We start from the raw sequence: 26,048 nt of genomic DNA, 5'->3' as shown, positions 1-26,048 counted from the left end.
GTTGGCGCCAGACTGCCTGCTGGGCCCACCCGGCGGCTCACCTCTTGCGGGCGCTGAGGGAGTGGCGTGAGACGGGCTGCAGACTATGTGGCGGGGCTCCCGGCAAGTCCGGTGCAGGCGTGCAGGCCGGCGTACTCCTGGCGGATCCGGGCCGTGTCCTCCCGGCCGGCGAGTTCGGGTCGACCGGTGTGTCGGGAGATCGTCGCGGGCACTAGTTCCGTCTTCGAGATCGCCGAACCGTTGAGGGTCACCCGCAGCACCCCCGTGTCGTTGCTGTACGCGTCGTCACGCCACCATAGGAAGTTGCCGAGGCCGTACTGGACGAAAGTCTTGCCGAGCCATCCGTCGCCGAGCAGTAGGTGGGCGTGGGTGCCGACCACGATCGTCGCACCCGCCTCGGCCACCTCGCCAGCGAACGCGCGAGCCTCGGCGGGCGGACACGCGTCGCCCTCCGTGCCCCAGTGGACGTAGACGACGACCACGCTGGCCTGGCGCCGGGCGGCGCGCACCGCCGCGACGGCGCGCGGCAAGTCCCGGGTCATCGCGATGCCGGCCCGGGTGCCGGTGGCTCTCCACTCCGACCACAGCTCGGAGACCTGGCTGAAGCCGAGGACAGCGATTCTGGTACCGCGTATCTCGGTGATCCACGGCGTGTACGCCGCCGCCGCGTCGGCGCCCGCCCCGACGGCCGGCATCCCGACGGCCCTGGCTGCCTCCACGGTGTCGGCCAGCCCCGTCCGCCCGTAGTCCAACACGTGGTTGTTGGCGATCGACACGACGTCGATGCCGGCGGCCTTTGCCGCGTCATACGCGCTTGCCGGCGCCCGGAAATGGAACTCCTTCGGCTCGGGAGTCCCGCGTGTGGTGACCGCCGTTTCCAGGTTGACCATCGCCAGGTCTGCGGCCGACAGGGTCGACGAGATCGACCCGAACGCGGTCGCCGGGTCGCCCAGCAGATCGGCCGTGCGGTCGGCGAAGTGCACGTCGCCCGCGAAGGCCAAGGTGATCTCGGCGGGGTGCGAGGGGGAGCCTGCAGGGGCGGAGCGGGTGGGCGCGCCGGCCGGCGGGGTCCGGGCGGCATCGCACGCCGTAACAGTCAGGGTCGCCGCCAGCGCGACGAAGGAACGTGCCCATCTCACTCAGCGCAGCGTACGGAAACCCGCCCGACCCTGGGCCTACTTGGCCAGGATTGCCCTCGGCCTCTCCCGCGTTCGAAGCGGTCACGGCCTGGGCCAACGACTCCGCGTTCGAGGCAGCCGCTTCACGCCCCAAGGCGCTTCGCGGCAGCCCTTCCATGGCGGATGCCCTCGCTCCAGACATTGATACTGATCGAGTCTGTCGCAATAATTAACTTCCTTAACAGCTTACTCCTCCGTCTCGTCCGAGCTCCCCGCCACCGACCGACAGGCCAACCCGCTACGGCCCAACCCGATGACTGGCCTGCCGCCTCGGCGGACCGTCCCGCATCGACCGCTTCGCACGGAAAGGACCAGGACATGGCGCGACAATTGGCCGGGGCCGCTTCCCCTCGGCCCCGCATCCGGTTGGCCGCGGCGCTCGCCGCGGCCACGCTCGTCATACCCGCGAGCCTGACGGTCGGCATGCCCGCGGCATCCGCGGCCGTCGTGGGGGCCATCACCGGGTACGGCGGCAAGTGTGCCGACGTCGCCGCGGCGAACCCGGCCAACGGCACCCAGGTACAGCTCTACACCTGCAACGGCACTGCGGCGCAACAGTGGACCCTCGCCGACGACGGCACCATGCGGGCGCTCGGAAAGTGCCTCGACGTGGCCGCAGCCGGCACCGCCAACGGCGCCAGGGTGCAGATCTACGACTGCAACGGCACCGGCGCGCAGCAGTGGTCGTACGCGAGCGGACAATTGATAAACCCGCCCTCCGGCAAGTGCCTCGACGCGACCGGCCCGAGCTCGGCCGACGGCACCCCGCTGCAGATCTGGACCTGCACCGGCGCCGCCAACCAGAGCTGGACGCTGCCCACCGGCGATGGCACCCCACCCCCCTCGGGCGGGTTCACGCACCCCGGCGTACTGGTCAGCCGCGGCCAGCTCGACTTCGTCCGGTCCCGGGTGCAGGCCGGCGCGCAGCCCTGGGCCTCGGCCTACAACCAGATGATGAGCAGCTGGTACGCCAACCTGTCGCGAAACCCGGCGCCCCGCTCGGTCGTCGAGTGTGGCTCCTACTCCAACCCCAACTACGGCTGCACGGACGAGCGCGAAGACGCCATCGCCGCATACACCGCCGCGCTCGCCTGGTACCTCACCGGGGACGGCCGGTACGCCCAAAAGTCAATACAGATCATGGACGCCTGGTCGGCGACGATCACCTCACACACCGGCAGCAACGCCCCGTTGCAGACCGGCTGGGCGGGCTCGGTCTGGCCCCGGGCCGCGGACCTCATCCGGTACACGTACGGCAGTTGGCCCAACGCCACCCGGTTCGCCACCATGCTGCGCAACGTCTACCTGCCGGTGGTCCGCAACGGCTCCAACAGCAACGGCAACTGGGAGCTGACCATGATTGAGGCTGCGGTCGGCATCTCCGTCTTTCTGGATGACCAGGCCAGCTACGACGCGGCGGTCACCCGCTACCTCAACCGCACCCGGGCCTTCATCTACCTGCCCAGTGACGGCACCCTGCCGTACACGGTGCCCGGCAGCGGGCTGGACACCAGCAGCGAGATCATCAACTACTGGCACGGCCAGTCGACCTTCGTCGCCGGCCTCGCCCAGGAGACCTGCCGCGACTTCACCCACACCGGGTACGGGATCTCCGCCATCTCGCACGTTGCGGAGACCTCCCGCATCCAGGGACGGGACCTGTATCCGCAGGTCGGTGAGCGGTTGCGGCACGCCCTCGGCTTCCACTCGAAGTACCAGCTCGGCGAGCCGGCACCCTCCTGGCTCTGCGCCGGCAGTCTCAACCGGGGTCTCGGGCCGATCACCGAGGTCGGCTACAACGCAATGGCCAACCGCCTCGGTTACGCGATGGCCAACACCCAGACCCTGACCCTGCAGCAGCGCCCCGCCGGCAGCAACAACCTCTTCGTCGCCTGGGAGACCCTGACCCACGGCGACAACCCGTCCTGACCACGCCGCCAGGGCCAGCCGCGGTCATTACCGCCGGCGGCGGCCCGATTCGCCCATCGCCCGATCCGGCCCGGCGTGACCCGACTCCGCGCCGGGCCACACCGGCAGGCCGGAGCCGAGCCCGTCTGCGCCGGTGCTGCGCCGGACCGGTAAGGCGTACGCGCCGACGAGGCGCCACCGGCGCGGACCGGGGCCGGTCAGGTGGCGATGGCGAACAGATCGCGGGCGGGCCCCGTGAGCGGTAGCCCGGCCGCCCAGACGGCACGCAGGTCGCGGCGCAGCGCGCGTAGTGGCTGATTCGTGTTCGGTAGGCGCGGCGGGGTCTGGTTCGTTGGTCGTGGCATGGGTGCGGGGCGGCGGTCACCGACACCCTGGCCAGCGAATTCAGCACCGGTGTGCTGCCGAGAGTGCGCGACAACGCCCTGCTGGTCATGGGGGGGTGCCCATGCCGAAATCACTGCCGCGCTCCTGGCGACCCTCGCCACCAGTCGCCTGGCAGCCGAAGACCACCCCGCAGGCACACCTCGGCCCGCTTCCCTCCCTGGGTGCTGTCTTCGCCGTCCTACGGTCCTCCCCACCTGGTCATGGGAGGTCATGGGTCGGATGTGGACGGGGCTCAGGCGATTGAGAAATAATAATTTAGGAATTAATATTGACAGCTTGCGGTGACCAGGGGCAAGATCCCGGAAACAAACCTCAGGAGTACGGGCATGACTGGTCTGGCAGCCGATCGGGGGCCGTCCGCAACGGACTCGGAGTGTCCGGTCGCCGCGACCCACATCGACGGCTGCGTCACCTCCACGTCGGACATTTCCAGCCTCCCGCTGAAGGTGTCCGACTCGAGCAGGACCGTCGTGCCCGCGGCACCGGCCGCGGATCGCGCGGTGCCGCTCCAGGCTTTCCGGGCCGGTGGGCTGGCCGCCCACCGGCTCGGAGGCGAGGTCCAGCCGGAGTACGAGCAGGTCCAGAAGGCGGCCGGCACGGAGCTCGACGCGGCACCCGCCCATTCCTCGGCAGCGAAGGAATCCGATGTGAAACGACTTGTACCCACCGCCCTGCTCGCCGTCACGGTTAGTCTCTTGACCGCATCCACACCCGCTCACGCCAGCCCGGCGGCCGGCACTGTCGCCGGCGTGGAGTCAGCAGCTCAGCAGCTGCTCAGCCCGACGCCGTACCAGGGCTGGAACACCTACTTCGGCCTCGGCGGCAACTTCTCCGAGGAGTCGGTGAAAGGGGTCGCCGACGCCCTGGTCTCCCGCGGCCTGGCTCGGGCCGGCTACGACATCGTCTGGCTCGACGGCGGCTGGCAGGACCCGGAGCCACGGACGGCCGCCGGCGACCTGCAGGCCGACCGGACCCGTTTCCCGAACGGGTTGAAGCCGCTGGTGGACTACATCCACGCCAAGGGCCTGAGGGCGGGCATCTACACCGACGCCGGACCGTACATTCCCGGCAAGTGCGGACTCGGCAGCGGCGGCTACTACCAGCGCGATGCGGACCAGTTCGCCGGCTGGGAGTTCGACGCGGTGAAGGTGGACTTCCTCTGCGGAATCGCCGCGAACCTCGACCCGAAGACCGTCTACACCGAGTTCGCCCGGGCGCTGCGGAACAACGCCAGCGGCCGTCCGATCATCTTCAACCTGTGCAACCCGGTGACCTCGCCCGACTGGGGCATGTACCCGGAGGAGCAGCAGTCGACGTACTCCTGGACGTACGCACCGGAGATCGCGCAGTCCTGGCGGACCTACACCGACGTGGGCTTCGTCGGGGACATCAAGTTCAAGGACGTGCTGCGCAACTACGACGCAAACGCGCGGCATCCTGAGGTTGCCGGGCCTGGCCACTACAACGACCCGGACTACCTCGCCCCGGGACTTGGGATGACCGACGAGGAGTTCCGGACCCAGATGACGCTGTGGGCGGCGGCCGCGGCGCCACTGGTGATCGGTAGCGACGTACGCAAGCTGAGCCAAACCTCCCTCGACATCCTCACCGACCCCGACATGCTGGCGATCAACCAGGACGCCGCCGGTGTCCAGGCCGTCCGCGTCGGCCCGGCGGGCACCACGGAGACGTGGGTGAAGCGCCTGGCCGACGGCGACCGGGCCGTGGTGCTGCTCAACCGCGGCGAGAGCCCGAAGGTGCTGACCACGACGGCCGCCTCGGTCGGCCTGTCCGGGGCGCGGTTCACCGTCGAGAACGCCTGGACCGATCAGATCACCGAGAGCGCCGGCACCATCAGCGCCGCTGTTCCGGCCCACGGCGCCGCGTTGTTCCGGGTCGGCCCGGCCGCGGGCGTACCGGGTGTGCCGCACGTGACCGCCGGCCTGCCGCAGGTGACGCGGGTCGGCGCCGACCCGGTGCCGGACGGCTACGTGCCGATGGTCGCCGGTGGCGACGAGGCGCGGGTCGAGGTGGTCGTCCGCAACGACGGGCTGCGGCCGGTGTTCGCGCCGAAGGTCGGGTTGGCAACGCCCGCAGGCTGGACGGTCCGCCCGTTGAGCGAGGCGCTGAGTGAACTGCTTCCCGGCCGCGCCGCCACCTACGCCTTCGCGGTGGCGCTGCCGCCCTCGGCCGAACCCGGTGCCGCGTCCCTGACCGCCACCACGTCCTACGAGGTGCTCGGGCACGGACGGCTGCGGCAGACGACGGTCTCGGCGGTGGTGGTGGCGCCCGCGCCGCCGGACGGCGAGGTGGTGTTGTCGCATCACCGGTGGGTCAGCGCCACCAGCGGCTGGATGAGCCCGACGGTCGACCTCAGTGTCGGTGGTTGGTCGCCGATCAGCATGCTCGGCCAGGTGTACCCGACCGGCATCGGCGTAGCCTCGCCGTCCACGGTCCGGTACTACGTCGGCAAGGAGTGCAGCCGGCTGACCGCGGTCGTCGGTCTGGACGACGCGGTGCGCAACGTCGGACCGGAGGGGGCGACCGCGACCTTCCAGGTGATCGGCGACGGCCAGGTGCTGTTCGACAGCGGCGTGCTGACCCGCGACGACATCCGTCAGGTCGACGTCGACCTGACCGGCGTCCGGGTGCTCGACCTGGTGGTCGGGGATGCGGGCGACGGGGGATACAACGACCGGGCCGACTGGGCTGGCCTGAACGCCACCTGCTGAACCGGAAACAGTCGCATCCAGGTGACCTCGTCTGGGTGCGACTGTTTTCTCCAGGTCGATCACCCGCGCGAACGAGGCATCCCGGTCGGGCTCACGTCGCTGCCACGAACGGCGGCTCTGGGTCCCCGCTCCGGCAGGTCCGCGGGGTGTGGGCCCGGCAGGCCCGCCGCCCGACGCCGAGAGCGTGGGGCGGCGGGGTCACCGATCGGATCAGGTGGTTGCGGTCCCCGGCCCGGCCGATGGGCCGTCAGGCTCGGCGCAGGACGAACAGTTCCGCGTCGTGGTCCGCGGTCCACCGCACCGGCAGGCCCACGGCGGTGAGGTGGCTGCCGGAGTAGGTGTCGTCGCCGTGCCGCCAGGTGTCGTCCGTAGCCAGGCCGCGCAGCGGCAGCCGGACCGGCCGGGACGGCAGCAGGCCATGGCCGTCGAGCCGGCCGGTGTGCCAGGCGAGGACGACGACGGTGTCGCCGTCCGGCGCGGTGTACTGCACGGCGCAGCGCGGCTGGTCGGGCCCGCCGATCAGGTGCACCTCGCCGTGCGTGATCACCTCGCGGATCTGCTTGTACCGGCCGATCCAGCTGGCCGCTTCGGCCCGCTGTCGGGGCGTCCAGTGCCGGATGTCCGCACCGATGCCGAGCACGCCGGCCATCGCGAGCACGAACCGGAAGGCCAGCGAGCGGGGCCGCTGGTCGAACAGCCCGACCGCGTCGGTCACCCACGAAGAGAGCAGGTGCGGGGCGTTGGCGTGCAGGAAGCCGTGCTGGATGGCGAGCCGGTCCAGCGGTCCGGTGTTGTCACTCGGCCAGAAGACGTCCGCGTGGGCGGCCATGGCGAGGTCGGTACGGGCGCCGCCAGCGGCGCACGCCTCGATCGTCACGTGCGGGTGGTCCCGCCGCAGGGCGGCGTAGATCCGGTGGAGGTTGGCGACGTGGGCGCCGTCGAGGTCCAGTCGGGTGGCCGCGCCGGGCCGGCCGGGCTCGGTGCGCGGCCGGTTGAAGTCCCATTTCAGGTATCCGATGTCGTGCCGGCGGAGCAGGCCGTCCAGCGTGGAGTGGACGAACTCGGCGGCCTCGGGGCGGCCGAGGTCGAGCAGGTACTGGTTGCGGATCGGGGTGATCGGCCGGTCGTCGATCGCGTAGACCCAGTCGGGATGCTCGGCGTACAGGCGCGACGCCGGGCTGATCGACTCCGGTTCGACCCAGAGCCCGAAGGTGAGGTCGAGGGCGCGGATCTGGGCGATGAAGGCGTCGAAACCGGCCGGGAACTTGACCGGGTCCGGGGTCCAGTCGCCCAGCCCGCCGCGGTCGTCGTGCCGCCCGATGAACCAGCCGTCGTCGACGACGAAGGTTTCCACGCCGAGCTCCGCCGCGATCCGGGCCAGCGCCAGCTGGTTGTCGGCGTCGACGGCGAACTCGGTCGCCTCCCACGAGTTGTAGAGCACCGGCCGGGCCCGGTGGAGCCGGTCGCCGGCGAGCTGCCGCTGGTAGCGGTGCCAGGCCCGGGCCAGTCCGGCCAGCCCGGCGTCGCTGTGGGCGCCGGCGACCATCGGCAGGGTGATCCCGCCGCCCGCGGGCAGCTCCAGCCCGCCGTCGACCAGACGGCGACCGACCCGGACCCGGGTCAGCCCGCCGGTGTCCGGCTCCGCGACGATCTGCCACGAGCCGGTCCAGGCCAGCGCCACGCCCCAGGTGGGACCGTCGGGTTCGGCCCGGTCCTGGACCGCGAGCCACGGTACGAAGCTGTGCCCCGGTACCCCCTGTGAGCTGCCGATGGAGAACTGCCCGTGGCCGAGGTCGAGGTGCGCGAGCTGGAACTCCTGCGCCCACTGGCCCCACTGGTAGCTCAGCCGGGCACCGTGCGGCGTTGGCACGCAGAACCCGGCAGAGCCGGCCCGGGCCAGGTGCAGCGGAGCCTCGCCGGTGTTGGTGAGCTCCACCCACCGCTCCACCACGTCGGTGCCGGCCGGGATCCGGTAGCAGTGTGCCGCGCGCAACCCGGTCACCGGGTCGGCGAAGGTCACCCGAAGCTGACCGCCGTCGGTCTCCGCCTGTTGGTAGCGCCAGGAGATCCGCCGGTCGCCGGTCGCCGTCTCGACGACCAGGTCGGCGCCCGTGAACGGGCGGACCGCGTCGGTCGCGTACTCCACCGGCGCGAAGTCCCCGGCGGTGAGGAAGGGTGTGGGGCCGGTGTAGCAGGCAGGCGACGGTCCGTGCGCGACTCCCGGCGGACCCCAGCTGACCAGTTCCAGCCATCGGCCGTGCGCGGGTACGACGACGGTGTACTCGGTGGCCACGCCGCGCAGCGTCCACGGGCCGGCGAGCGGGGCCGTGTCCTCACCCGCGTCGGTCGCGTTCCGCGCCGCAGCGCGTTCGTAGATGTTGCCGGTGGCCGGGTCGCTCACTTGACGGCTCCGAGCGCCAGGCCGGAGACGAAGTGCCGCTGGAAGCGCAGGAACACCAGCAGCGTCGGTACCGCCGCGATGACCGTGCCGGCGGCGATGACGTTCCACGACGAGACGAACTGGCCCTGCAACCCGAGCAGGGCGGGGGTCACCGGCATTTTATCGTCGGTGCGCAGCACGGTGATCGCCCAGAGCAGGTCGTTGAAGATCCAGGTGAAGGAGAGCGCGCCGAGCGCGGCGAGCGCCGGACGGGTCAACGGGAGGATCACCCGGGCGAAGATCTGCCCCGGTCCGGCCCCGTCGACCGTGGCGGCCTCCTGCAGTTCGCCCGGCAGGTCCCGCATGAAGCCATGCAGCACGAACGTGTAGAAGCCCAGCCCGAAGCCCACCTGCACCGCGATCAGCGCGGCCAGGGTGTCGTACAGGCCGGTCAGTTCGCTGAACTTGCTGACCGGGATCAGCAGGATCTGCGGCGGTAGCAGGTTCCCGGCGAGCATGAGCAGCAGGATCACCCGTCGGCCGGGAATCCGGTAGCGGCTGAGCGCGAACGCCGCCAGCGCCGCCAGTACCAGGCTGAGGGCGACAGCGGGCACGGTGACCAGCAGGCTGTTGATCAGGGCGCGCAGCTCACCGCCGTCGGTCCAGGCCTGCCGGTAGGTGTCCAGGGTGAACGAGTGTGGCAGGCTACCCACCCCGTGCGCCGCGATGTCGTCGAAGGTCCTCGTCGACATGGCCACGACCCAGAGGATCGGGCCGAGCCACAGCAGGGCCAGCAGGCTCATGCCGGTGTGGAAAGCGCCGGTGCGCAGTGCGCGGATCATGCGTCCTCCCGGAACGCGCGGACGAGGTAACCGAGGATGACCGCGAGCGCGAGTATGAAGATCACCACTGCGATGGCGGAGCCGTAGCCCAGCCGCAGGCTCTGGAAGGCGGCCGAGTACATGTAGGTGCTCAGCAGCTCGGACGAGTGGTAGGGCCCGCCGTGGGTCAACGCCCAGACGATGTCGAACGAACGCAGCGAGTCGATCACGATGACCGACAGCACCACCGCGTTGACGCCGCGCAGCTGGGGGATGGTCACGTGCCGCAGCCGCTGCCGGGCGTTGGCGCCGTCCATCCGGGCCGCCTCGTGCAGCGCGGGGTCGATCGCCTTCAGCCCGGCCAGGTAGAGCACCATGACGTAGCCGATCTGCCGCCACAGGGCGGGCAGGATCACCGCGTAGAGCGCGGTCTGCGGGTCGGCGAGCCAGGGCCGGATCAGCTGCTCCAGTCCGACCGCGCGCAGCAACTGGTCGGCCAGCCCGTCGGGCTGGTAGAAGACCCGCCAGACCAGCGCCGTCACCACCAGGCTGAAGACCACCGGGGTGAACAGCGCGGCGCGGTAGAAGCCGACCCCGCGCCGCTCGCGTTGCAGCAGCAGCGCCATCCCGAACCCGCCGAGGACCGACAGCCCGCCGAAGAGCGCCAGCCAGATGACGGTGTTGACCAGCGCACCCCGGAAGACCGCGTCGCCGGCCAGCTCCGTGTAGTTGCCGAAACCGATGAACGTGGGCGGTTCGAGGCCGTCCCACCGGGTGAGGGAGAAGTAGAAGCCCTGCAGGGCGGGCCAGAACACCCAGATGCTCTCGACCGCGAAGGGTACAAGGACGAACGCCACCAGCAGCGGCGACGGCCGGTTGGCCCGGCGCCGCCGCTGCTTGGGCGTTGGTCCCGCCGCTGAGGTGCGGGAGGTGGCTGGTGCGAGCGTCGACATCAGCCCTTGAAGACCTTTTCGGCGCTGGTCTGCCACTCGCGCAGGATCGCGTCGATCTGGTCGGGCTTGTCGATGAACTTCGTGAGCGCGGTGTCCGCGGTCGGCTGCAACGCGTCGCTGGAGTCGCGGTTGAAGAACTGGGTGAGTTCCTTGGCGTTGTCCAGCATCGCCTTGCCCTTGACGACCAGCGGGCTGTCGGCGGCCTTCGCCTTCGGGTGCGCGGGCAGCACGATGCCGGAGCTGCTCTGGATGTACGTCTCCTGCGCCTGCACCGAGGCCAGGTAGGTCAGCAGCGCCTTGGTGCCGGCCGGGTTCGCCGTCTTGGCGCTGGCGAAGAAGCCGTCGGTCGGCGCCTCCTCGGCGACCGGCACCGCCGGGTCGATGATCGGGAACTGGAAGAAGTCGAGGTCGCCGAGGGCGTCCTTCGGTGCGGCGTCGGCGAAGAAGGTGCCGATGAGGAACATCCCGGTCTTGTTCGCCAGCAGCGCCGTGGTCGCCTCCTGGAACGGGTAGGCCTTGCCCTTCGGGTCGAAGTAGGGCAGCACCTCGCGCCACCGCGCGAAGACCGCCTTGACCTTCGGGTCGTCGAAGCGCTGCTTGCCGGCGAGGAGTTCCCGGTGGAACGGGGCGCCGTTGATCCGGATGTTCAGGTAGTCGAACCAGGCCGAGGCGACCCAGGGGGTGTCGCCCAGGCCGATGCCGATCGGCGCGACGCCCTTGCTCTTCAGCGTCTGGCAGAGCGTGATGAACTCGGCCCAGGTCTTCGGCTCCTGCACGCCCCACTTGGCGAAGTTGGACTTGCGGTAGAAGAAGCCCCACCAGTAGTTGGTCATCGGCACGAAGATCTGCTTGCCGGTCGGGTCGGTGGAGATGTTCCGCAGCGACTGGGGGTAGTCGCCCAGCCCCTGCCAGACGTCCGAGACGTCGAGCAGGAGATTCTTGCTGGCGTAGTTGTTGGCGACCGAGCCGGCGTACCAGGTGTAGAGGTCCGGCGGGTTCGCGGAGGTCAGATACGTCGGCAGCTGCGTGCGGTAGGTCTCGGAGGCGATGGTGTTCACCGTCGCCCTGCCGCTGCCCTGCTTGTTGAAGTTCTCGATGATCTTCTCCATCGCCGCCTTCGCCTGCGGCGAGGAGAGGTTCGACTGGAGGCTGATCGCGCCGGACGCCTTGTCCACCGGGCCACTGGCGGAGCTGGCGCACGCGCTCAGCAACGAGCTGGCGCCGAGCGCGCCGACGCCGGCGAGGCCGAGGTGCCCAAGGAATCGGCGGCGACTGGGGTCGAAGTCGCTCACGGGGGTGGTCCCTTCCTCAGTGACACGATGCGTGACAACGCGTTGTGTCAGTCATGTGAACGGTGTGGCCAGAAGGTTGCATCCGCCGCCCGTACCTGTCAAGATGTATTACTAATTAATGATTAGATCTTCGAGGTTCGGCGGACAGATGATCCACCACATGCGACGGCTAGAGGGCAGGACCGCACTGGTCACCGGGGCGCTCGGCGGGATAGGCGCGGCCACCGCCCGGCGGCTCGCGGCAGAGGGTGCGACCGTCGGCCTGATGGACGTACGCGATCCCGCGCCGCTCGCCGAGGAACTCACCGCCGCGGGCGGTCGAGCGGTTCCCGTCGTCGCCGACGTTTCCGACGAGGCCGACTGGACCGCCGCCGTGGCAACGGTGCGACGCGCGTTCGGGCCGGTCGACATCCTGGTCAGCAACGCCTGCGCGGTGGAGGCGGCCCCCGCCCACGAGACCAGCCGACAGTCCTGGGATCACCAGCTCGCGGTCAACCTCACCGGCGCCTTCCTCGGCGTGCGGGCCTGCCTGGACGATCTCCGCGCCGGTCACGGCGCCGTGGTGGTGGTCTCCTCGGTGCATGCGCTGGTGGGCCTACCCGGCCGGCCGGCCTACGCCGCCGCCAAGGGCGGTCTGGTCGCGCTCGGCCGGCAACTCGCCGTCGAGTACGGGCCGGACGTCCGGGTGAACACCGTGCTGCCGGGCCCGATACTCACCCCAGCCTGGGACGAGGTGTCCGAAGCGGACCGACAGCGGAGCGTCGCGGCGACGGTCGCCAGGCGGTTCGGCACGCCGGACGAGGTGGCGGCCGCCGTGGCCTTCCTCGCCTCGCCGGACGCCGACTACATCACCGGCGCGAGCCTGGTGGTGGACGGCGGCTGGACCGCGGTGAAAGCCTCGGCCTGACCGATCGATACACGAGCGATAGGTGCGAAGAGCATTGACAACGTACGCACGCCGCGGCCTGCACGGGCAGACCGTCGAGGTCATCGCGCGCCGAATCCTCGCCGGAGAGATCGCCCCCGGCGCGACGCTGGACATCACCGCACTCCAGGCGGAGCTCGACGTCAGCCTCACCGCGCTGCGGGAGGCGCTCAAGGTGCTCGCCGCCAAGGGCATCGTGGACGCCCGGCAGAAGCGCGGCACGTTCGTCCGCCCCCGCGCGGACTGGAACCTGCTCGACGGTGACGTGATCCGCTGGCAGTTCGCCGAGGGCGCCGATCCGCGGCTGCTCGACAAGCTGCACGAGGTCCGCAGCATCATCGAACCGGCCGCCGTCCGGCTGGCGGCCAGCCGGGCCACCGACGACGACCTGACCGCGCTGGACGGCGCGCTGGACGAGATGGCCGCCGCGAAGGGCCATCCGACCGCCGCGGTCGCCGCCGACCTGAGCTTCCACCGCGCGCTGCTCGCCGCCACGCACAACGAGTTGCTGGAGCGCATGGAGGTGGTCATGGAGACCGGCCTCGCCGAACGTGACCGCCTGGTGCACGGCGGCGAACCGCACGACGACCCGGTGCCGAGCCACCGGGCCGTGGTGGACGCGATCCGGGTGCGGGACGCCACCGCGGCCGAGACGGCCATGCGGGGACTGCTGGAGAAGGCGGTGCGCGACGTCGAGAAGGTACGCGGGAAGAAGGGCAACCGGTGAAGATCGACCGAATCGAGACCTTCCTCGTCGCACCACGGTGGTTGTTCTGCCGGGTGGAGACCGACGAGGGGCTGGTCGGCTGGGGTGAGCCCGTGGTGGAGGGGCGCGCCGAAGTGGTCCGCAGCGCCGTCGAGGTGCTGGCGGAGTACCTGATCGGCGAGGACCCCCTCCGGATCGAGCACCACTGGCAGATCCTCACCAAGGGCGGCTTCTACCGCGGCGGGCCCGTGCTGTCCAGCGCCGTCGCCGGTCTCGACCAGGCTCTCTGGGACATCGCCGGGCAGGCGTACGGCGCCCCGGTGCACGCCCTGCTCGGCGGTCCGGTCCGCGACCGGGTCCGGGTCTACTCCTGGATCGGCGGTGACGAGCCCGGCGAGGTCGCCGAGGCAGCCGCCGCGCAGGCCGCCGCCGGACTCACCGCGATCAAGATGAACGCCTGCGGTCGGCTCTCCGCGATTCCCACCGCCGCCGAGGTGGACGCCGTCGTCAGCCGCGTCGCCGCCGCCCGCGAGGTGCTCGGCGACAACCGCGACATCGCGCTGGACTTCCACGGCCGGGCCAGCGCCGCCGCCGTGCGTCGCATCCTGCCCGAGATCGCCGCCCTGCGACCGCTGTTCGTGGAAGAGCCGGTCCTCGCCGAACAGGCCCACCACCTGCACGACATCGTCACCGCCTCCCCGGTCCCGGTGGCCACCGGCGAGCGGCTGTACGGCCGCGCCGAATTCCTCGGACCGTTGCAGGCCGGCGTAGCGGTGGTCCAACCGGACCTCTCCCACGCCGGCGGCATCTCCGAGGTCCGCCGGATCGCCGCCCTCGCCGAAACGTACGGCGCCGTGCTCGCCCCGCACTGTCCGCTCGGGCCGATCGCGCTCGCCGCCAGCCTCCAGGTGGCCCTCGCGACACCGAACTTCCTCATCCAGGAACAGAGCATCGGCATCCACTACCACGCCGGCTCCGAACTCCTCGACTATGTGGTCGACCCGGCGCCGTTCCAGTTCGTCGACGGGCACATCAACCGGTTCGAGGCGCCCGGCCTGGGCATCACGGTCGACGAGGCGGCGGTCCGGGCCGCGGCGCGGACCGGGCACGCCTGGCGCAACCCGGTCTGGCGCCACGACGACGGCTCCTTCGCCGAATGGTGAACGCCGACGACCGGCTGCCGGAGAGCCCCGCGACGGAGATCCGGGTGCCGCTGCGCGTCGGCTCGGACGACCCCCGCGGTGGCCGGTGGACGACCCTGCGCGGTGGCGGCCGGGAGTGGCTCTGGCGGCGGCCGGACACCGGCCGGGACGGGGTACGGGCCGGTGACCCGTTCGTCGACGCGGGCGGCCTGGAGGAGTGCCTGCCGACGGTTCGCGGCCGACCCGACCACGGCGACGTCTGGTCCCGGCCCTGGCGCACCATCGGCCCGGGGGCCGCGACCATCGAGCGTCCGGACTTCACGCTGACCCGGCGGCTCACCGACCGGTCCGGCGTGGTGGTCGCCGACTACCGCCTCCAGGCCGATCCCGGCTACCGCTTCATCTGGGCGGCCCACGCCCTGCTCGACCTCTCTCCCGCCGCCCGGCTCGACGCACCCGCCGACACCCCGACCCGGCTCTACCCGGAAGCCGCCGCGCTGCTGCCCGCCAGCCGGTGGCCGGCCGACCGGCCGTGGCTGTCCGGGACGTGGCCCACGCCGGCCGGACTGCCGCTGGACCAGCTCGGCCCCGACGACGGCACCGCGGTCGGCGCGGTGCTGCTCGGCTGCCCGACCGTGCGGGTGAACGACGGCGCCGACCGGCTCACCCTGCACCTCGACTGCGACGGCCAACCCCGTTCCACCGCGCTCTGGCGCAACCTGCGCGGCTGGCCCACCGACGGTCCCTACCGCAGCATCGGCGTCGAACCCCTGCTCGGCGGCACCTTCGACCTCGCCGAAGCCGGCCCCGACGACGCCGCCGAAGTCCCACCGAGCGGCGAGGTCACCTGGCGGTTGACCCTCTCCGCACACCGATCATCCGGAGGCCGTCCCCGATGAACCTGCTCGACTCCCTGCGGACCCACCGGCTGCTGGCGATCGTCCGCGGCCCGGACCCGGCGGCGGCACTGGCCTCGGTGCTGACCCTGGCCGACGCCGGCATCGCCCTGATCGAAGTGTCGCTGAGCGGCGCCGACGCGCTGGACACGATCCGCCGGGCCCGCACCGCACTCGGCGCCGACGCCCAACTGGGCGCCGGCACGGTGCTCAGTGCCGAGGATGCCCAGCGGGCCGCCGACGCCGGCGCCACCTTCCTGGTCACCCCAGCGCTCGCACCGAGCATCGCCGAGGCGGGCCGGCTGGGGCTGCCGGTGCTCGCCGGCGCGCTGACCCCGAGCGAGGTGGTACAGGCCGACGCGAGCGGGGCCGCCGCGGTCAAGCTGTTCCCCGCCTCGCTCGGCGGGCCCGCCTACCTGGGCGCGCTGCGGGACCCGTTCCCGCGGACCGCGTTCGTGCCGGTCGGCGGGGTCGACGCGGACAGCGCGCGGGCGTACCTCGACCGGGGCGCGACCGCGGTCGGGGTCGGCTCACCGCTGCTCGGCGACGCCGTGCGCGGCGGAGACCTGGGCGCGTTGCGGGAGCGGGCCGCCGCGTTCCGCGCCGGGGTGGCGCCGTCGTGACCGACGTCCTCACCCTCGGCGAGACCATGGCGGCCTTCCGGGCCTCGGCTCCACTGCGGCTGGGCGGCCCGGTCCAGCTCTCCGTGGCCGGCGCCGAGTCGACCGTGGCGATCGGCCTGGCCCGACTCGGGCACCGCGCCCGCTGGATCGGCGTCACCGGCGCGGACGAACCGGGCGAGCTGATCCGGCGCACACTGCGCGCCGAGGGCGTCGACCTGACCCTGGCCCGGATCGACCCGGACGCCCCGACCGGACTGATCCTCTTCGAGTCACGGGTGGGCGACATCAGCCGGGTCACCTACCACCGGACCGGATCGGCCGGTTCCCGGCTGGCCGCGTCGGACCTGACCGCCGCCTTCACCGGTGCCAGCGCGCCACCCCGCGTCCTGCACGTCACCGGCATCACCTGCGCCCTGGGTTCCGGGCCGTACGAGGCCGTCAGCACGGCGGTGACCCGGGCCCGGGCCGCCGGGACCCTGGTCTGCCTGGACGTGAACCACCGGCCGCGGCTGTGGTCGTCGACCGAGGCCGCCGCGGCGCTGCGCCCGCTGCTGCGGTCGATCGACATCGTGGTCGCCTCCGACGACGAGTTGGGCGTGCTCACCGACGCGGCCGATCCTGTCCGCGCCCTGCGCGACGCCGGCGTACGGGAGGTGGTGGTCAAGCACGGCGCGGGTGGCGCCACCAGTCACAGCGACCTCGGCAGCGTGCACCGGCCGGCCCGGCAGGTGCCGGTCGTCGACACCGTCGGTGCGGGCGACGCCTTCGTGGCTGGTCTGCTCTCCGGTCTGCTCGACGGCGCCGAGGTCGACGCCCGGCTCGACCGGGCGGTCACCACCGGCGCCTTCGCGGTCGCCACCCGGGGCGACTGGGAGGGCCTGCCCACCCGGGCCGAACTGGCGCTGCTCGACCACGCACCCGGCAGCGCCGTCCGCTGACGACCGAGAGGAGACCTGTGCTTTCCGAACCGACCCCATGGAGCAGTGACCGCCTCGAGCTGGGGGAGGGCGCCCGCTGGGTGGCTGGCAGGCTCGTGCTCGTCGACCTCCTCGCCGGACGGCTCCTGGACACCACCGGCGACGCCCCCGCGCCGCTGCGCGAAGTGTGCAAGGTGGACGCCCCGCTGGGTGCGGTGGCCCCCATCGCCGGGCGGCCCGGCAGTTGGCTGGCCGTGGTCGGCACCGGGGTGGCGGTACTGGAGGGCGCCGGCGGCTCACGACTCGTCGCGGACCTCGAGGGAAAGAACCCGGCCCGGGCCCGGATGAACGACGCGGTGGCCGATCCGCACGGCCGATTCTGGGCGGGAAGCATGGCGTACGACGCCACCCCGGGCGCGGGCACCCTCTACCGCCTGCCGGTCGACGGCCCGCCCGAGGCGGCGGTGACCGGGCTGACCATCACCAACGGGCCCGCCTTCGACGCCACCGGCACCGTCATGTACCTGGCGGACACCCCGCTCGGTCAGGTGGACCGGTTCACGGTGGACCCGGCCACCGGCGCCCTGTCCGCCCGGAAACCGTTCCTGCGCCTGTCGCCCGGGGAGGGCGCCCCGGACGGGATGACCGTTGACTCCGCGGGGCATCTCTGGGTGGCGCTCTGGGGCGGCCACGCGGTCCGCCGCTACCGACCCGACGGGCGCCTGGACCGCGAGATCCGCCTTGCCGCGGCCCAGCCGACCAGCGTCTGCCTCGGCGGCCCCGACCTGCGCCGGCTCTTCGTCACCACCGCCGCCCTGGGGCTGGCGCCCCGCGGCCCCGTCGACGGTGCGCTACTCGCCGTCGACGTGGAGGTCGCCGGCCTGCCCGCCGCATCAGCTGCTCCTCCATCGGGTCCGCCGGCAAGGGGTAGCGGTTCCCTTATCCGACTTGGGAAGCAGCCCCCGTAGACGCCGTAGTTCGCCGCGTGCACCCGCCGGATCTGCTCGGCGAGCCAGGCGTCACGGCGGGTCCGGGTCGAGGGCGTGCGCGGCAGGCGGCCCGGTAGGTGCTGGCGGCAATCTGCCACCCGTGCTCGCGCAGGGCACGGCAGATCGGCTCGACGCCGAACACCTGCGACGTCGCGCTTGTTCCCGAAGTACCGGTATACGGTGCCATGCCCGAGTGACAGATCTGCACCAGCAGCCCCTCCTCGGCGGCGACCTGGATGACCCCACCGGCGATCTCCGAGAAGTACGGGTCGTCGACCTGGTGGACCACCAACCCCACAGTGGAGCTGGCGCCGCCGGCCAGGGTGCGGGCGTACGGGTTGGCGACGTACCCGAGCTCCCGCGAGACCTGCCGCACGCGACTGGCTACCTCTTCGCTGACGCCGTCGCGGCCGGAGAGGGCGCGGGACGCGGTCGCCAGCGAGACCCCGGCGCGCTCGGCCACGTCGACGAGGCGCGGGCATCGCCACCGATCAGCTGCCGGCGGGTCCGGCCACCCTCGACGAGATCCGCAAGGCGTACGCCGAACAACTCGCCGACGTGCAGGACGCCGGGGCCCGGCCGGTGCTCATGTGCAGCCGGCACCTGGCCGCGGCGGCCCGCTCGGCCGAGGAGTACCTCGACGTCTACGGCCGGCTGCTCGACGAGGCGGGCGGCCCGGTCGTGCTGCACTGGTTGGGCCCTGCGTTCGACCCGGCCCTCGCCGGCTACTGGGGCGACCCCGATCCCGCGCGGGCCGCCGACACGGTGGTCGCGCTGATCGGCGCGCACACCGGCAAGGTCGACGGCATCAAGCTGTCGCTGCTCGACGAGGACTTCGAGGTCGCGCTGCGCCGGCGGCTGCCGCCCGGGGTGCGGCTCTACACCGGCGACGACTTCAACTACCCGGCCCTGATCCGCGGCGACGGCGAGGGCCACTCCGACGCGCTGCTCGGCATGCTGGCCGCCATCGCGCAGCCGGCCGCGGCGGCGCTGCGCGCGCTCGACGCCGGCGACCTGGCGACGTACGAGGAGATCCTCGCGCCCACGCTGCCGCTGGCCCGGCACCTGTTCGGCGCACCGACGTTCTACTACAAGGCCGGCATCGTCTTCCTGGCCTGGCTCGCCGGCCACCAGGACCACTTCACCATGGTCGGCGGCCTCCAGTCCGGAAGGTCGCCGGTGCACCTGGCCCGGCTGATCCGGCTCGCCGACGCGGCCGGGCTGCTGCCCGACGCCGAGCTGGCCGCGCACCGGGCCCGGTCGTTCATGACCACCGTCGGGGTGACGCAGTGAAGCGGTTCGCGCTGAACTCGGCCACCACGAAGCGGTGGCCGCTGCCGGAACTCGTCACGGGCTGCGTCGACGCCGGGGTCTCCGGGGTGGGGCTGTGGCGCGAGGACCTGGCCGCGTACGGCATCGAGCAGGCCGCGGCGCGCGTGCGCGACGCCGGCCTCATCGTCACCTCGCTGTGCCGGGGCGGGTTCTTCGACGCCCCCGGGTGGTTTGACGAGAACCGGCGGGCGATCGACGAGTCGGCGGCGGTCGGCGCGCCGGTGCTGGTGCTGGTCTCCGGGGGGCTGCCGGCCGACAGCCGGGACCTCGACGTCGCCCGGGCGCACGTCGGCGATGCGCTAGGGGCGCTCGTGCCGCACGCCCTCGCCGCGGGCGTACGACTCGCCGTCGAGCCGCTGCATCCGATGTTCTGCTCCGACCGGTGCGTGGTCGCGAGCCTCGGCCAGGCCCTCGACCTGGCCGACCCGTACCCGCCGGAGGCGGTCGGCGTCGTCGTCGACACCTACCACCTCTGGTGGGACGACCAGGTGTGGGCGCAGATCGCTCGGGCCGGGCGGGAGAACCGGATCGCCTGCTTCCAGGTGGCCGACTGGGTGACGCCACTGCCGGCCGGGGTGTTGCTCGGCCGGGGGTTGCCCGGCACCGGCTGCGTCGAGCTGCGCCGCTTCCGGGAGGCCGTGGACGCCGCCGGGTACGCCGGCCCGATCGAGGTGGAGGTCTTCGCTGAGGAGTTGTGGTCGCGCCCCGGCCGCGAGGTGCTGGACGAGGCGGTCGCCGGCTACCTCGCCCACGTGGCCTGAGCGCCACCGATCGGCGCGGCGCCGACGCTCAAGGTGGTCGACCGCCCGGCTGGGGACGCTTGCGGCTGCGATCACCGGCCGCTGTCGGCGGCTGCGCGCGGTAGGGAGCCAGGGTCGACGGCCTGACCTTCGCAGTGGCCACCTGATCGAGCCAGTAGACCGCGTACGCCTTGACCGTCCAGCCGGTGGCCTCGCCTGGCTGCGGACCGTCGCGCCGTAGCGGCCGGCAACCCGCGGTTGGAGCGTGCCTTGATCTCGGTGAGCTTGGCGTCGACCTCCTCGGCACTGGACCCGTAGACCGGGGCACGCTTGAACGTGCCGTTCACCGACAGCACAGACGCGGCCCCGGCACCGGTGGCATCCGGAGAGCTCCTCCGTCCCGGTTTGACACGCGCCTCGATAGGGAAATTTCGCGGACACCTCAATGAAGGAGGCTGTATGGAGACGTCCGCGAGCGTCGGGCGCAGTTACCGACAGCCGACACGTCCATGCGTGGCGGTGCGTGCTGCAGCGCCAACGGCGAGGGGGCGAGCCTAATGGCTCGCGTCGGTCGCTACGGGATCCCAGGGTTCGTGTGGTTCCTGATCTGGCTCGTCGTCTGCATCTTGATCGTCATCCTGTTGGCCCTGCTCATTCACCACTTCGGAGGCGCCTCGCTTTCGCTCAAGCTCGGCCACTTCTACCTGAACATCGGGGTCACCTGACCTGCCTGATCGTCGACACTCCGGCGCCGGTACCGTTTGTTAGCCGTCACCTTCGGTGACGGCTAACACGGCTTGGAAGTGAGCCACCCCCGCTTTCATGGAGTGGCCGTGGGGAGGAAGTCGTCGGTGGCAGGACCGAAGAAGTGCCCCGATGAGCTACGTCAGCGTGCTGTGCGCTTGTATCGCGGGTCGGACCCGAAGCCGGTGATCCGGCGCCTGGCCGAGCAGCTTGGCGTGCATCATGAGGCGTTGCGGAACTGGATCCGGCAGGCCGAGGCTGACGCGGGTGAGCGACCCGTGGTCCGTGCCGTTGAGGGCGAAGTAGCACACGGCAGCCAACTCGGCCTCGATTCGGCCGAGTCACTGCCGGTCACCCCGGGCTCGGCGCCAGCGTCGCTATCGGCCTAGCGCAGCCACTTGAACAACGTCATCGGGTGCACCCCGAAGTGAAGCCGGTCTTCGCCCTCTTCCAATTGGCGAGGAACTGCGGGCAGTCCCGCAGGCGCGTCTCGTTGACGTCGTCCTTGTTCTCGATGAACGCGTCGAGCACGGTGCCGCCCACCTGCTTCGAGTAGTACGCGGCGTCGCAGGTGTCCCCGGTCAGGTAGTCGTTGTCGCAGCCGCCCTCGTAGCTCTCCAGAGAGGTGTCGCACGGGATCCACGCCGGTACCGGCTTCGGCGGCGGTGTTGGGCCCAGGCTTACGGAAGGGGTGGGCGACGGTGTCGGGGACGGCGTAGGGCTGGCCGAGGTGGCGGCGTCCGAAGGTGAGCTGGTGGCCCCGACCGCCTGGTGCTGCTGCCCGCCGCGCAGCCCGCGCCTGTAAGCAGGGCGACGGCCGTAGCCGCGATGGTGACGGTTCGTCGGACGTTCTGTCGGATCATGGGAACATTCCTTAGCTGCAGCCTTTAGTCAGGGCGCCACGAGGGGAAGGTGCTCGGCGACGCGACTGCTCCGGTCGCCCCCCGGCTCTGGCCATCAGCGACAGCCCCGGAGGATCTCCGGGGCTGTCGGCTGTCTTCGCTAGGTCACGCTTCTCTGCCGGCGGCCGGTCAGAGGGTGACGACGGCGTCCTCGGCGAGGGTGAACAGGCCGGCGTCGAACGTGATCGTCTTCAGCTTCGTGCCCTTCGGCACGTCGAAGTAGACGTTCGCCTTCACCGAGTTGCCAGGGTTGATCTCGTCGAGGAAACCCTGCCCGTCGGTGTTGCCGTAGATCCCGGCCTCGCCGTCGGCCTCGTACTCCCGGCCGGTGGCGTCCTGGGCGGTGAGGGTGCCGTCGGCGTGGAAGGTGTGTGCGGTCTTCGTGATGTTCTTGACGGTCACGTTGACCTTGCAGAACATGCCCTGCGCCTTGGTGTTCAGGAACTGGCTGCCCACCTGGGAGATCCCGCACTTCACGCCGTTGACGGTGAACTCGAAGTCACCGCCGCGCACCTTGTCGCCGACGCCAAAGGTCTTCGGCTTGGCCGGGGCCGGCGCCGCGGTCGTCTCCGCCGGCGCCGGCTTGGCCGGCGTGGGGGTCGACGTGCTCGGGGCGACGGCCGCGGGGGCGGAGGTGCTGGGGCTGGCAGCGGGGATGTCGCTGCTGGCGGACACATCGGTCTTCTTGTCGTCGCCGCTGACCAGGCCGATCACCATCGAGCCGCCGCAGCACAGCACCACGAACGCGCCGACGCCGATGAGGGTGGGGATCAGCCACGGCCGCTTGCGGGCGGCGGGCACCGGCGCGGCGGGCGGCGGCGGGAACTGGCCGGGCTGCTGAGGGAACTGTCCGGGCGCTGGCGGCGGGAACTGGCCGGCGGGCACCTGCGGGAACTGAGCGGTGGGCGGCATCGGCTGCTGGCCGGCCGGCGGCTGGTTCTGCGCAGGGTCGTAGGGGGTGGTCATTGAGTGGTGTTCTCCCAGGTCCTGATTCGCGCTGCCCCGTTAGTTGAGCGCAATACTTTCCACCCTGACACTTTTTGCCTCAGGCAACGGTCCTCCGGTTGGCCTGACCCACACCCCCGGTCAGCTCGAGAAACACCCGCTCTGGTGGCCCGGCCGTCAGCCGTTGAGCCACCAACTTGTTCACGCTCCGGCCGCGGCGTCCCAGGTCGGGTCGGCCTCGTCACCGAGCAGCAGGGGCACGTCGTAAACCGACAGTTCCAGCCGCGGGCGCACGTGCCACACCCGGTGGCGCCATCGCCTGTGCTCGAAAGCGGTGTCCACTTCGATTTCAGCCACCGCCGTCGGCTCCACCTGCATGTAGCGCAGCGGCTCGGGTCGGTCCAGCTGCCCGCTCCAGCTCGCCGGCAGCGGCTGCGGCCAGGGGTGCGCGACGATGCCCCGGCGCTGCAACCGTGGTGGGGACAGCAGCGGCGCGAGCTCCCGACGCTGGGGCATCGCCAACGGGTGCGTCCTTCCCGTGTAGCGCAGGTGTCCCCGTCGATCGAACCGGCCGAGGAGCAGCGTGCTCGGGTTGCCGAGGCTGCCGGTCACCCCGCCGACGATCGCCTCGGTCGCCGCACGCACCCGGAACTTCTGCCAGCCGCGCCGGCCGGGCTCGTACCGGCCGTCCAGCCGCTTGACGACCACCCCCTCGATCCCGGCCGCCGTGTACGTGGTCAGCCAATCACCCACCTCGTCCATGTCGGTGGTCTGCGGCGTGAGGGTCAGCTGCGCGGGTGCATCCTCGAGCACCTCCGCCAGCCGGGCCCGCCGCTCGAACAGCGGCGCGTTGATCACGACCTGGCCGCCAGCGTCGGCGAGCAAATCCCACAGGACGTAATGCGCAGGGTGTTCCCGCACCATCATCAGCAGGCCCCGGCCGGCGGTGATCCGGCGCTGCAGTCGGGCGAAGCTGGTCCGCCCCCGCTCCCACACGATCAGCTCCCCGTCGAGGATTACCCCCCGCGGGAGGGTCTGGCGGATCGCCCGGGTGATGTCCGGGAAGTACGGGGTCAGGTTCTTGCCGGCGCGCGACTGCAGGTAGACGCCGGCCGCCTCGACGAAGGCGAGGGCGCGGAACCCGTCCCACTTGGGCTCGTACGCCAGGCGCGGCCCCTGCGGCACCGCGTCCACCGGGGCCGACAGCATCGGGGCGACCGGCCGCCGCAGCACCGGATCGGCCCTGCCGAAGCTCACCCCGGCCGGGCCGAGACGCCCTGGCTGCGCACCGTGCTCATCCGGCCCCCCTGCCGCGATCGTGCCGGACCGGCATGGCGCCGCGGGCGCAGATCGGGCAGGGCAAATGGCTCAGCACCTTGAACACGGCGACGGCCCCCGCGCACGAACCGGGGGATGTCGTCGTGTTCTCGGGGTGCCGGCTATGGGTGTAGCCACTTCCAATCGGCGACGCAATCGTGGGTCTCGAAGATGGCGCCCTTGGGCACCTGGACCTCCGTGTAGGACGTCGCGTAGCCGCCGCCATCCATGCCGTATTCTGGCGGCAGGGACAGCCCCCACCTGCAGTCGCTCGGGCCCGTGCCTCCGTCGGTCGCCCACGTTCCCGGCTCGACGTGGTCATCCTTCTCGCACCACTCGACGTTTTTGCAGCTGGACCCGGCGACGTAGTAGCCACACTTGTCGGGCTTGTCGTCGATGCAGTCGCCTCCCTCGTCCGTCATCGTCGTCGGCAGCTTCGGCGTGTAGCTCGGCGAGCTGCTCGGTGACGGGGTGGGCGAGGCGCTGGGCGTGGCGGCGCGGTGGCCACCCCACCGTCCCGGCGCCCCGCGAACCCGTCGTCTCGTCAGCTCAGACGGGTGCGGGCGTCCGGCTCAGCCGGATCTGCCACACCTGCGGGCCGTCCTGCAGCCACTCGGTCGTCACCGCGCCGCCGTAGCACTGGTCGATCTCGGCGAGCAGCGGCCGGGGCGCGTGGGGCGCGACCAGGACCAGCGCGTCACCGGCCTGCAGCCGGTCCAGGGCGGCGAGCACCGTGGCGTGCCGCTGCCCGTGCGGAAGGTCCCGGACGTCCAGCCGTGGGTCGATGCTTAGCACCTCGGCCGCGCCTCCGCTGGCCGGGGCGTCCCCGCCGCAGCCGCAGGAGCCGCCGCACCCGCCGCCGCCGGCCGTCGCCGCCGCGCCGAGCAGGTCATGCATGCCGGCGAGCAACCCTGCGAGCGACACGTCCGCGGCCCCGACCAGGAGCGGTACGACGAGGTCGTTCTCCTTGTCGAGGTGCACCGCGAACAGTGCGGCGAGGGCGCGGGCGGCCGCTGCCGCGGGGACCGCGCGGGTGACGACCGCGAGCTCGGAGACGAGCCCGACGATCGCCTGGTGCTCACCGAGCATGCCGTCCGCGAGCAGCTTCCCCTCGGCGAGTGCCGCCGCGGCGGGGTACATGGCGGTCTCCTCAGCGTGCACGTGCGGCAGCAGCTCGGCGTGCAGCCAACGAACGAGCTCGTCGCGAGCGCGCATCGCCTCCGCATCGTCGCCACGGTCGGCTGCCTCCATCAGGTGGCCGGTCAGCGTGTCGAGGGTGGTGGCGAGTGCGGCGTGGTGCCGTACGACCGCCTCGGCCGCCTGGCGGTCGGCGGTCGCTTCCGAATGTGACATGGAGCCCTCCCGGGTTTTGATGCCGTTTGACGTTGTAACGTTAAGCACCGTGAGAACCCGTGGAGAAGGGCCGGTTGGGGAGACGATCGACACTCCCCGCCATCGGGCCCTCGGCACCGAGAGTCGGGTGGCGATCCTCAACCTGGTCCGCGCGACTGACGGCGGCATGACCGCCGGGCAGGTGGGGGAGCGCACCGGGCTGCACCTCTCCACCGTCCGCGCTCACCTCGACCGGCTCGTCGAGGCGGGACTGCTGGTGAAGGCGCGGGCGAGCGGCGGGTCGCCGGGCCGGCCCGCCTGGCGCTACCGCCCGACGGGCAACGGCGATGCGGCGCCCGCCCCGGCGCCGTACCGCGCGCTGGCCGCTGCCCTGCTCGACCACCTCGCCGGGGCCGGTGGAGACAGCCGGGTCGCGGCGGCCAGCGCCGGGCAGCAGTGGGGGCGGCATCTCGCCGCCGCCGTCGACAACACGAACGGTCCCGTCGGCACCGTCCTGGGTGTGCTGCGCGGCCTCGGGTTCGACCCGAGGCTCGCGCCGGACGCCCCCGAGGCGGCACCGGCCGCTCTAGGCGAGGGCGATCCGGCCGCCCGGGAGGGGCACCCTGGCCGCGGCGTCGTCGTCACCAGCGAGGTCCACCTGCACTCCTGCCCGTTCCTGGAGCTGGTTGGGCGCAACCCGGACGCGATGTGCGGCCTGCACGCCGGTGTGATCCGCGGGGCGCTGGAGCAGGGCGGCGCCCCGGCTGGCGCGGCGGTGCTCGAACCGTTCGGCGCCCCCACCGCGTGTGTGGTGCGGCTCTCTCTGCCGCGGACATCGAGCGGTCCGGACCGGTCGTGACGCCGGGCGT

Annotated in this window: 25 protein-coding genes; 14 read left to right on the top strand and 11 right to left on the bottom strand. The window is 71.9% G+C overall.

The genetic code is table 11. From position 1 onward, the window contains the following. Positions 1 to 83: 83 nt before the first annotated feature. The gene (locus I8N68_RS17265; protein WP_200211018.1) at positions 84 to 1,139 is read right to left on the bottom strand and encodes a CapA family protein; all 1,056 of its coding nucleotides are present in this window, start codon (positions 1,137 to 1,139) and stop codon (positions 84 to 86) included. A gap of 357 nt (positions 1,140 to 1,496) precedes the next feature. Here I8N68_RS17265 and I8N68_RS32880 point away from each other — a divergent pair, with 357 nt between their 5' ends. After that, positions 1,497 to 3,107 carry a ricin-type beta-trefoil lectin domain protein gene (locus I8N68_RS32880; RefSeq protein ID WP_234039942.1) on the top strand — a complete coding sequence of 537 codons (1,611 nt, stop codon included), beginning with the start codon at positions 1,497 to 1,499 and terminating at the stop codon, positions 3,105 to 3,107. A gap of 884 nt (positions 3,108 to 3,991) precedes the next feature. Then, positions 3,992 to 6,223 (top strand): NPCBM/NEW2 domain-containing protein, encoded by a 2,232-nt coding sequence (locus tag I8N68_RS17250; RefSeq protein WP_200211017.1) that lies wholly within the window; start codon positions 3,992 to 3,994, stop codon positions 6,221 to 6,223. Positions 6,224 to 6,470: 247 nt separating this feature from the next. Here I8N68_RS17250 and I8N68_RS17245 read toward each other — a convergent pair whose 3' ends face one another. Genes I8N68_RS17245 through I8N68_RS17230 form a run of 4 tightly spaced genes read right to left on the bottom strand, consistent with a single transcriptional unit; the run spans position 6,471 to position 11,669 of the window. Continuing rightward, entirely contained in the window at positions 6,471 to 8,624 is a 2,154-nt protein-coding gene (locus I8N68_RS17245; RefSeq protein WP_307812855.1) for an alpha-galactosidase, read from the bottom strand. Then, entirely contained in the window at positions 8,621 to 9,445 is an 825-nt protein-coding gene (locus I8N68_RS17240) for a carbohydrate ABC transporter permease (RefSeq protein ID WP_234039938.1), read from the bottom strand. The genes I8N68_RS17245 and I8N68_RS17240 overlap by 4 nt, the downstream gene beginning before the upstream one ends. Further along, positions 9,442 to 10,377, bottom strand: a complete 936-nt coding sequence (locus I8N68_RS17235) for a carbohydrate ABC transporter permease (RefSeq protein ID WP_200211016.1) — start codon at positions 10,375 to 10,377, stop codon at positions 9,442 to 9,444. Before I8N68_RS17235 ends, I8N68_RS17240 begins: the two co-directional genes overlap by 4 nt. Beyond that, positions 10,377 to 11,669, bottom strand: a complete 1,293-nt coding sequence (locus tag I8N68_RS17230; RefSeq protein WP_200211015.1) for an ABC transporter substrate-binding protein — start codon at positions 11,667 to 11,669, stop codon at positions 10,377 to 10,379. Before I8N68_RS17230 ends, I8N68_RS17235 begins: the two co-directional genes overlap by 1 nt. A gap of 160 nt (positions 11,670 to 11,829) precedes the next feature. Here I8N68_RS17230 and I8N68_RS17225 point away from each other — a divergent pair, with 160 nt between their 5' ends. Genes I8N68_RS17225 through I8N68_RS17195 form a run of 7 tightly spaced genes read left to right on the top strand, consistent with a single transcriptional unit; the run spans position 11,830 to position 17,846 of the window. Further along, positions 11,830 to 12,576, top strand: a complete 747-nt coding sequence (locus I8N68_RS17225; protein WP_200211014.1) for an SDR family NAD(P)-dependent oxidoreductase — start codon at positions 11,830 to 11,832, stop codon at positions 12,574 to 12,576. Between the two features lie 34 nt (positions 12,577 to 12,610). Next, positions 12,611 to 13,321 carry a FadR/GntR family transcriptional regulator gene (locus I8N68_RS17220; RefSeq protein WP_200211013.1) on the top strand — a complete coding sequence of 237 codons (711 nt, stop codon included), beginning with the start codon at positions 12,611 to 12,613 and terminating at the stop codon, positions 13,319 to 13,321. Next, a complete protein-coding gene (dgoD, locus tag I8N68_RS17215; RefSeq protein ID WP_200211012.1) occupies positions 13,318 to 14,463 on the top strand; it encodes a galactonate dehydratase in 1,146 nt (381 codons plus the stop codon). Before I8N68_RS17220 ends, dgoD begins: the two co-directional genes overlap by 4 nt. After that, positions 14,457 to 15,341 carry a hypothetical protein gene (locus I8N68_RS17210; RefSeq protein WP_200211011.1) on the top strand — a complete coding sequence of 295 codons (885 nt, stop codon included), beginning with the start codon at positions 14,457 to 14,459 and terminating at the stop codon, positions 15,339 to 15,341. Before dgoD ends, I8N68_RS17210 begins: the two co-directional genes overlap by 7 nt. Further along, positions 15,338 to 15,961 (top strand): bifunctional 4-hydroxy-2-oxoglutarate aldolase/2-dehydro-3-deoxy-phosphogluconate aldolase, encoded by a 624-nt coding sequence (locus I8N68_RS17205; protein ID WP_200211010.1) that lies wholly within the window; start codon positions 15,338 to 15,340, stop codon positions 15,959 to 15,961. Before I8N68_RS17210 ends, I8N68_RS17205 begins: the two co-directional genes overlap by 4 nt. Beyond that, entirely contained in the window at positions 15,958 to 16,899 is a 942-nt protein-coding gene (locus I8N68_RS17200) for a sugar kinase (protein WP_200211009.1), read from the top strand. Before I8N68_RS17205 ends, I8N68_RS17200 begins: the two co-directional genes overlap by 4 nt. Before the next feature lie 17 nt (positions 16,900 to 16,916). Continuing rightward, a complete protein-coding gene (locus tag I8N68_RS17195) occupies positions 16,917 to 17,846 on the top strand; it encodes an SMP-30/gluconolactonase/LRE family protein (RefSeq protein ID WP_200211008.1) in 930 nt (309 codons plus the stop codon). Here I8N68_RS17195 and I8N68_RS32875 read toward each other — a convergent pair. After that, positions 17,818 to 18,330 (bottom strand): LacI family DNA-binding transcriptional regulator, encoded by a 513-nt coding sequence (locus I8N68_RS32875; protein WP_307812854.1) that lies wholly within the window; start codon positions 18,328 to 18,330, stop codon positions 17,818 to 17,820. The genes I8N68_RS17195 and I8N68_RS32875 overlap by 29 nt on opposite strands. A 17-nt stretch (positions 18,331 to 18,347) precedes the next feature. Here I8N68_RS32875 and I8N68_RS17185 point away from each other — a divergent pair, with 17 nt between their 5' ends. The 4 genes from I8N68_RS17185 (at position 18,348) to I8N68_RS34250 (ending at position 21,072) form a co-directional block, all read left to right on the top strand. After that, a complete protein-coding gene (locus I8N68_RS17185) occupies positions 18,348 to 19,160 on the top strand; it encodes a DUF993 family protein (RefSeq protein ID WP_200211103.1) in 813 nt (270 codons plus the stop codon). Continuing rightward, positions 19,157 to 19,960 carry a sugar phosphate isomerase/epimerase family protein gene (locus I8N68_RS17180; RefSeq protein WP_200211007.1) on the top strand — a complete coding sequence of 268 codons (804 nt, stop codon included), beginning with the start codon at positions 19,157 to 19,159 and terminating at the stop codon, positions 19,958 to 19,960. Before I8N68_RS17185 ends, I8N68_RS17180 begins: the two co-directional genes overlap by 4 nt. A 572-nt stretch (positions 19,961 to 20,532) precedes the next feature. Further along, positions 20,533 to 20,664 (top strand): hypothetical protein, encoded by a 132-nt coding sequence (locus I8N68_RS33640; RefSeq protein WP_260428364.1) that lies wholly within the window; start codon positions 20,533 to 20,535, stop codon positions 20,662 to 20,664. Positions 20,665 to 20,742: 78 nt separating this feature from the next. Next, positions 20,743 to 21,072: a transposase gene (locus I8N68_RS34250; protein ID WP_372433747.1), complete on the top strand. Its 330-nt coding sequence runs from the start codon at positions 20,743 to 20,745 to the stop codon at positions 21,070 to 21,072. Between the two features lie 19 nt (positions 21,073 to 21,091). On the opposite strand, the gene I8N68_RS33635 is transcribed toward I8N68_RS34250, so the two are convergent. The 5 genes from I8N68_RS33635 to I8N68_RS17155 form a co-directional block, all read right to left on the bottom strand. After that, entirely contained in the window at positions 21,092 to 21,226 is a 135-nt protein-coding gene (locus I8N68_RS33635) for a hypothetical protein (RefSeq protein ID WP_267909600.1), read from the bottom strand. Positions 21,227 to 21,714: 488 nt separating this feature from the next. Further along, a complete protein-coding gene (locus I8N68_RS17170; RefSeq protein WP_234039936.1) occupies positions 21,715 to 22,551 on the bottom strand; it encodes a DUF4352 domain-containing protein in 837 nt (278 codons plus the stop codon). 180 nt (positions 22,552 to 22,731) lie between these two features. After that, on the bottom strand, positions 22,732 to 23,787 hold the full coding sequence (locus I8N68_RS17165) for an ATP-dependent DNA ligase (protein ID WP_307812853.1): 1,056 nt from the start codon (positions 23,785 to 23,787) through the stop codon (positions 22,732 to 22,734). A gap of 182 nt (positions 23,788 to 23,969) precedes the next feature. After that, positions 23,970 to 24,269, bottom strand: a complete 300-nt coding sequence (locus tag I8N68_RS17160; RefSeq protein WP_200211005.1) for a hypothetical protein — start codon at positions 24,267 to 24,269, stop codon at positions 23,970 to 23,972. 127 nt (positions 24,270 to 24,396) lie between these two features. Then, on the bottom strand, positions 24,397 to 25,200 hold the full coding sequence (locus tag I8N68_RS17155; RefSeq protein WP_200211004.1) for a DUF2249 domain-containing protein: 804 nt from the start codon (positions 25,198 to 25,200) through the stop codon (positions 24,397 to 24,399). A 49-nt stretch (positions 25,201 to 25,249) separates the two neighbouring features. Here I8N68_RS17155 and I8N68_RS17150 point away from each other — a divergent pair, with 49 nt between their 5' ends. Then, positions 25,250 to 26,038: a helix-turn-helix transcriptional regulator gene (locus tag I8N68_RS17150; RefSeq protein ID WP_372433746.1), complete on the top strand. Its 789-nt coding sequence runs from the start codon at positions 25,250 to 25,252 to the stop codon at positions 26,036 to 26,038. Positions 26,039 to 26,048: the final 10 nt, after the last annotated feature.

The sequence above is a fragment of the Micromonospora coerulea genome (assembly GCF_016598485.1).
Taxonomy (GTDB): Bacteria; Actinomycetota; Actinomycetes; order Mycobacteriales; family Micromonosporaceae; genus Micromonospora; species Micromonospora coerulea.
Note: the sequence above shows the minus strand (reverse complement) of the source record. Positions and strands in the feature narration are given on the sequence as shown.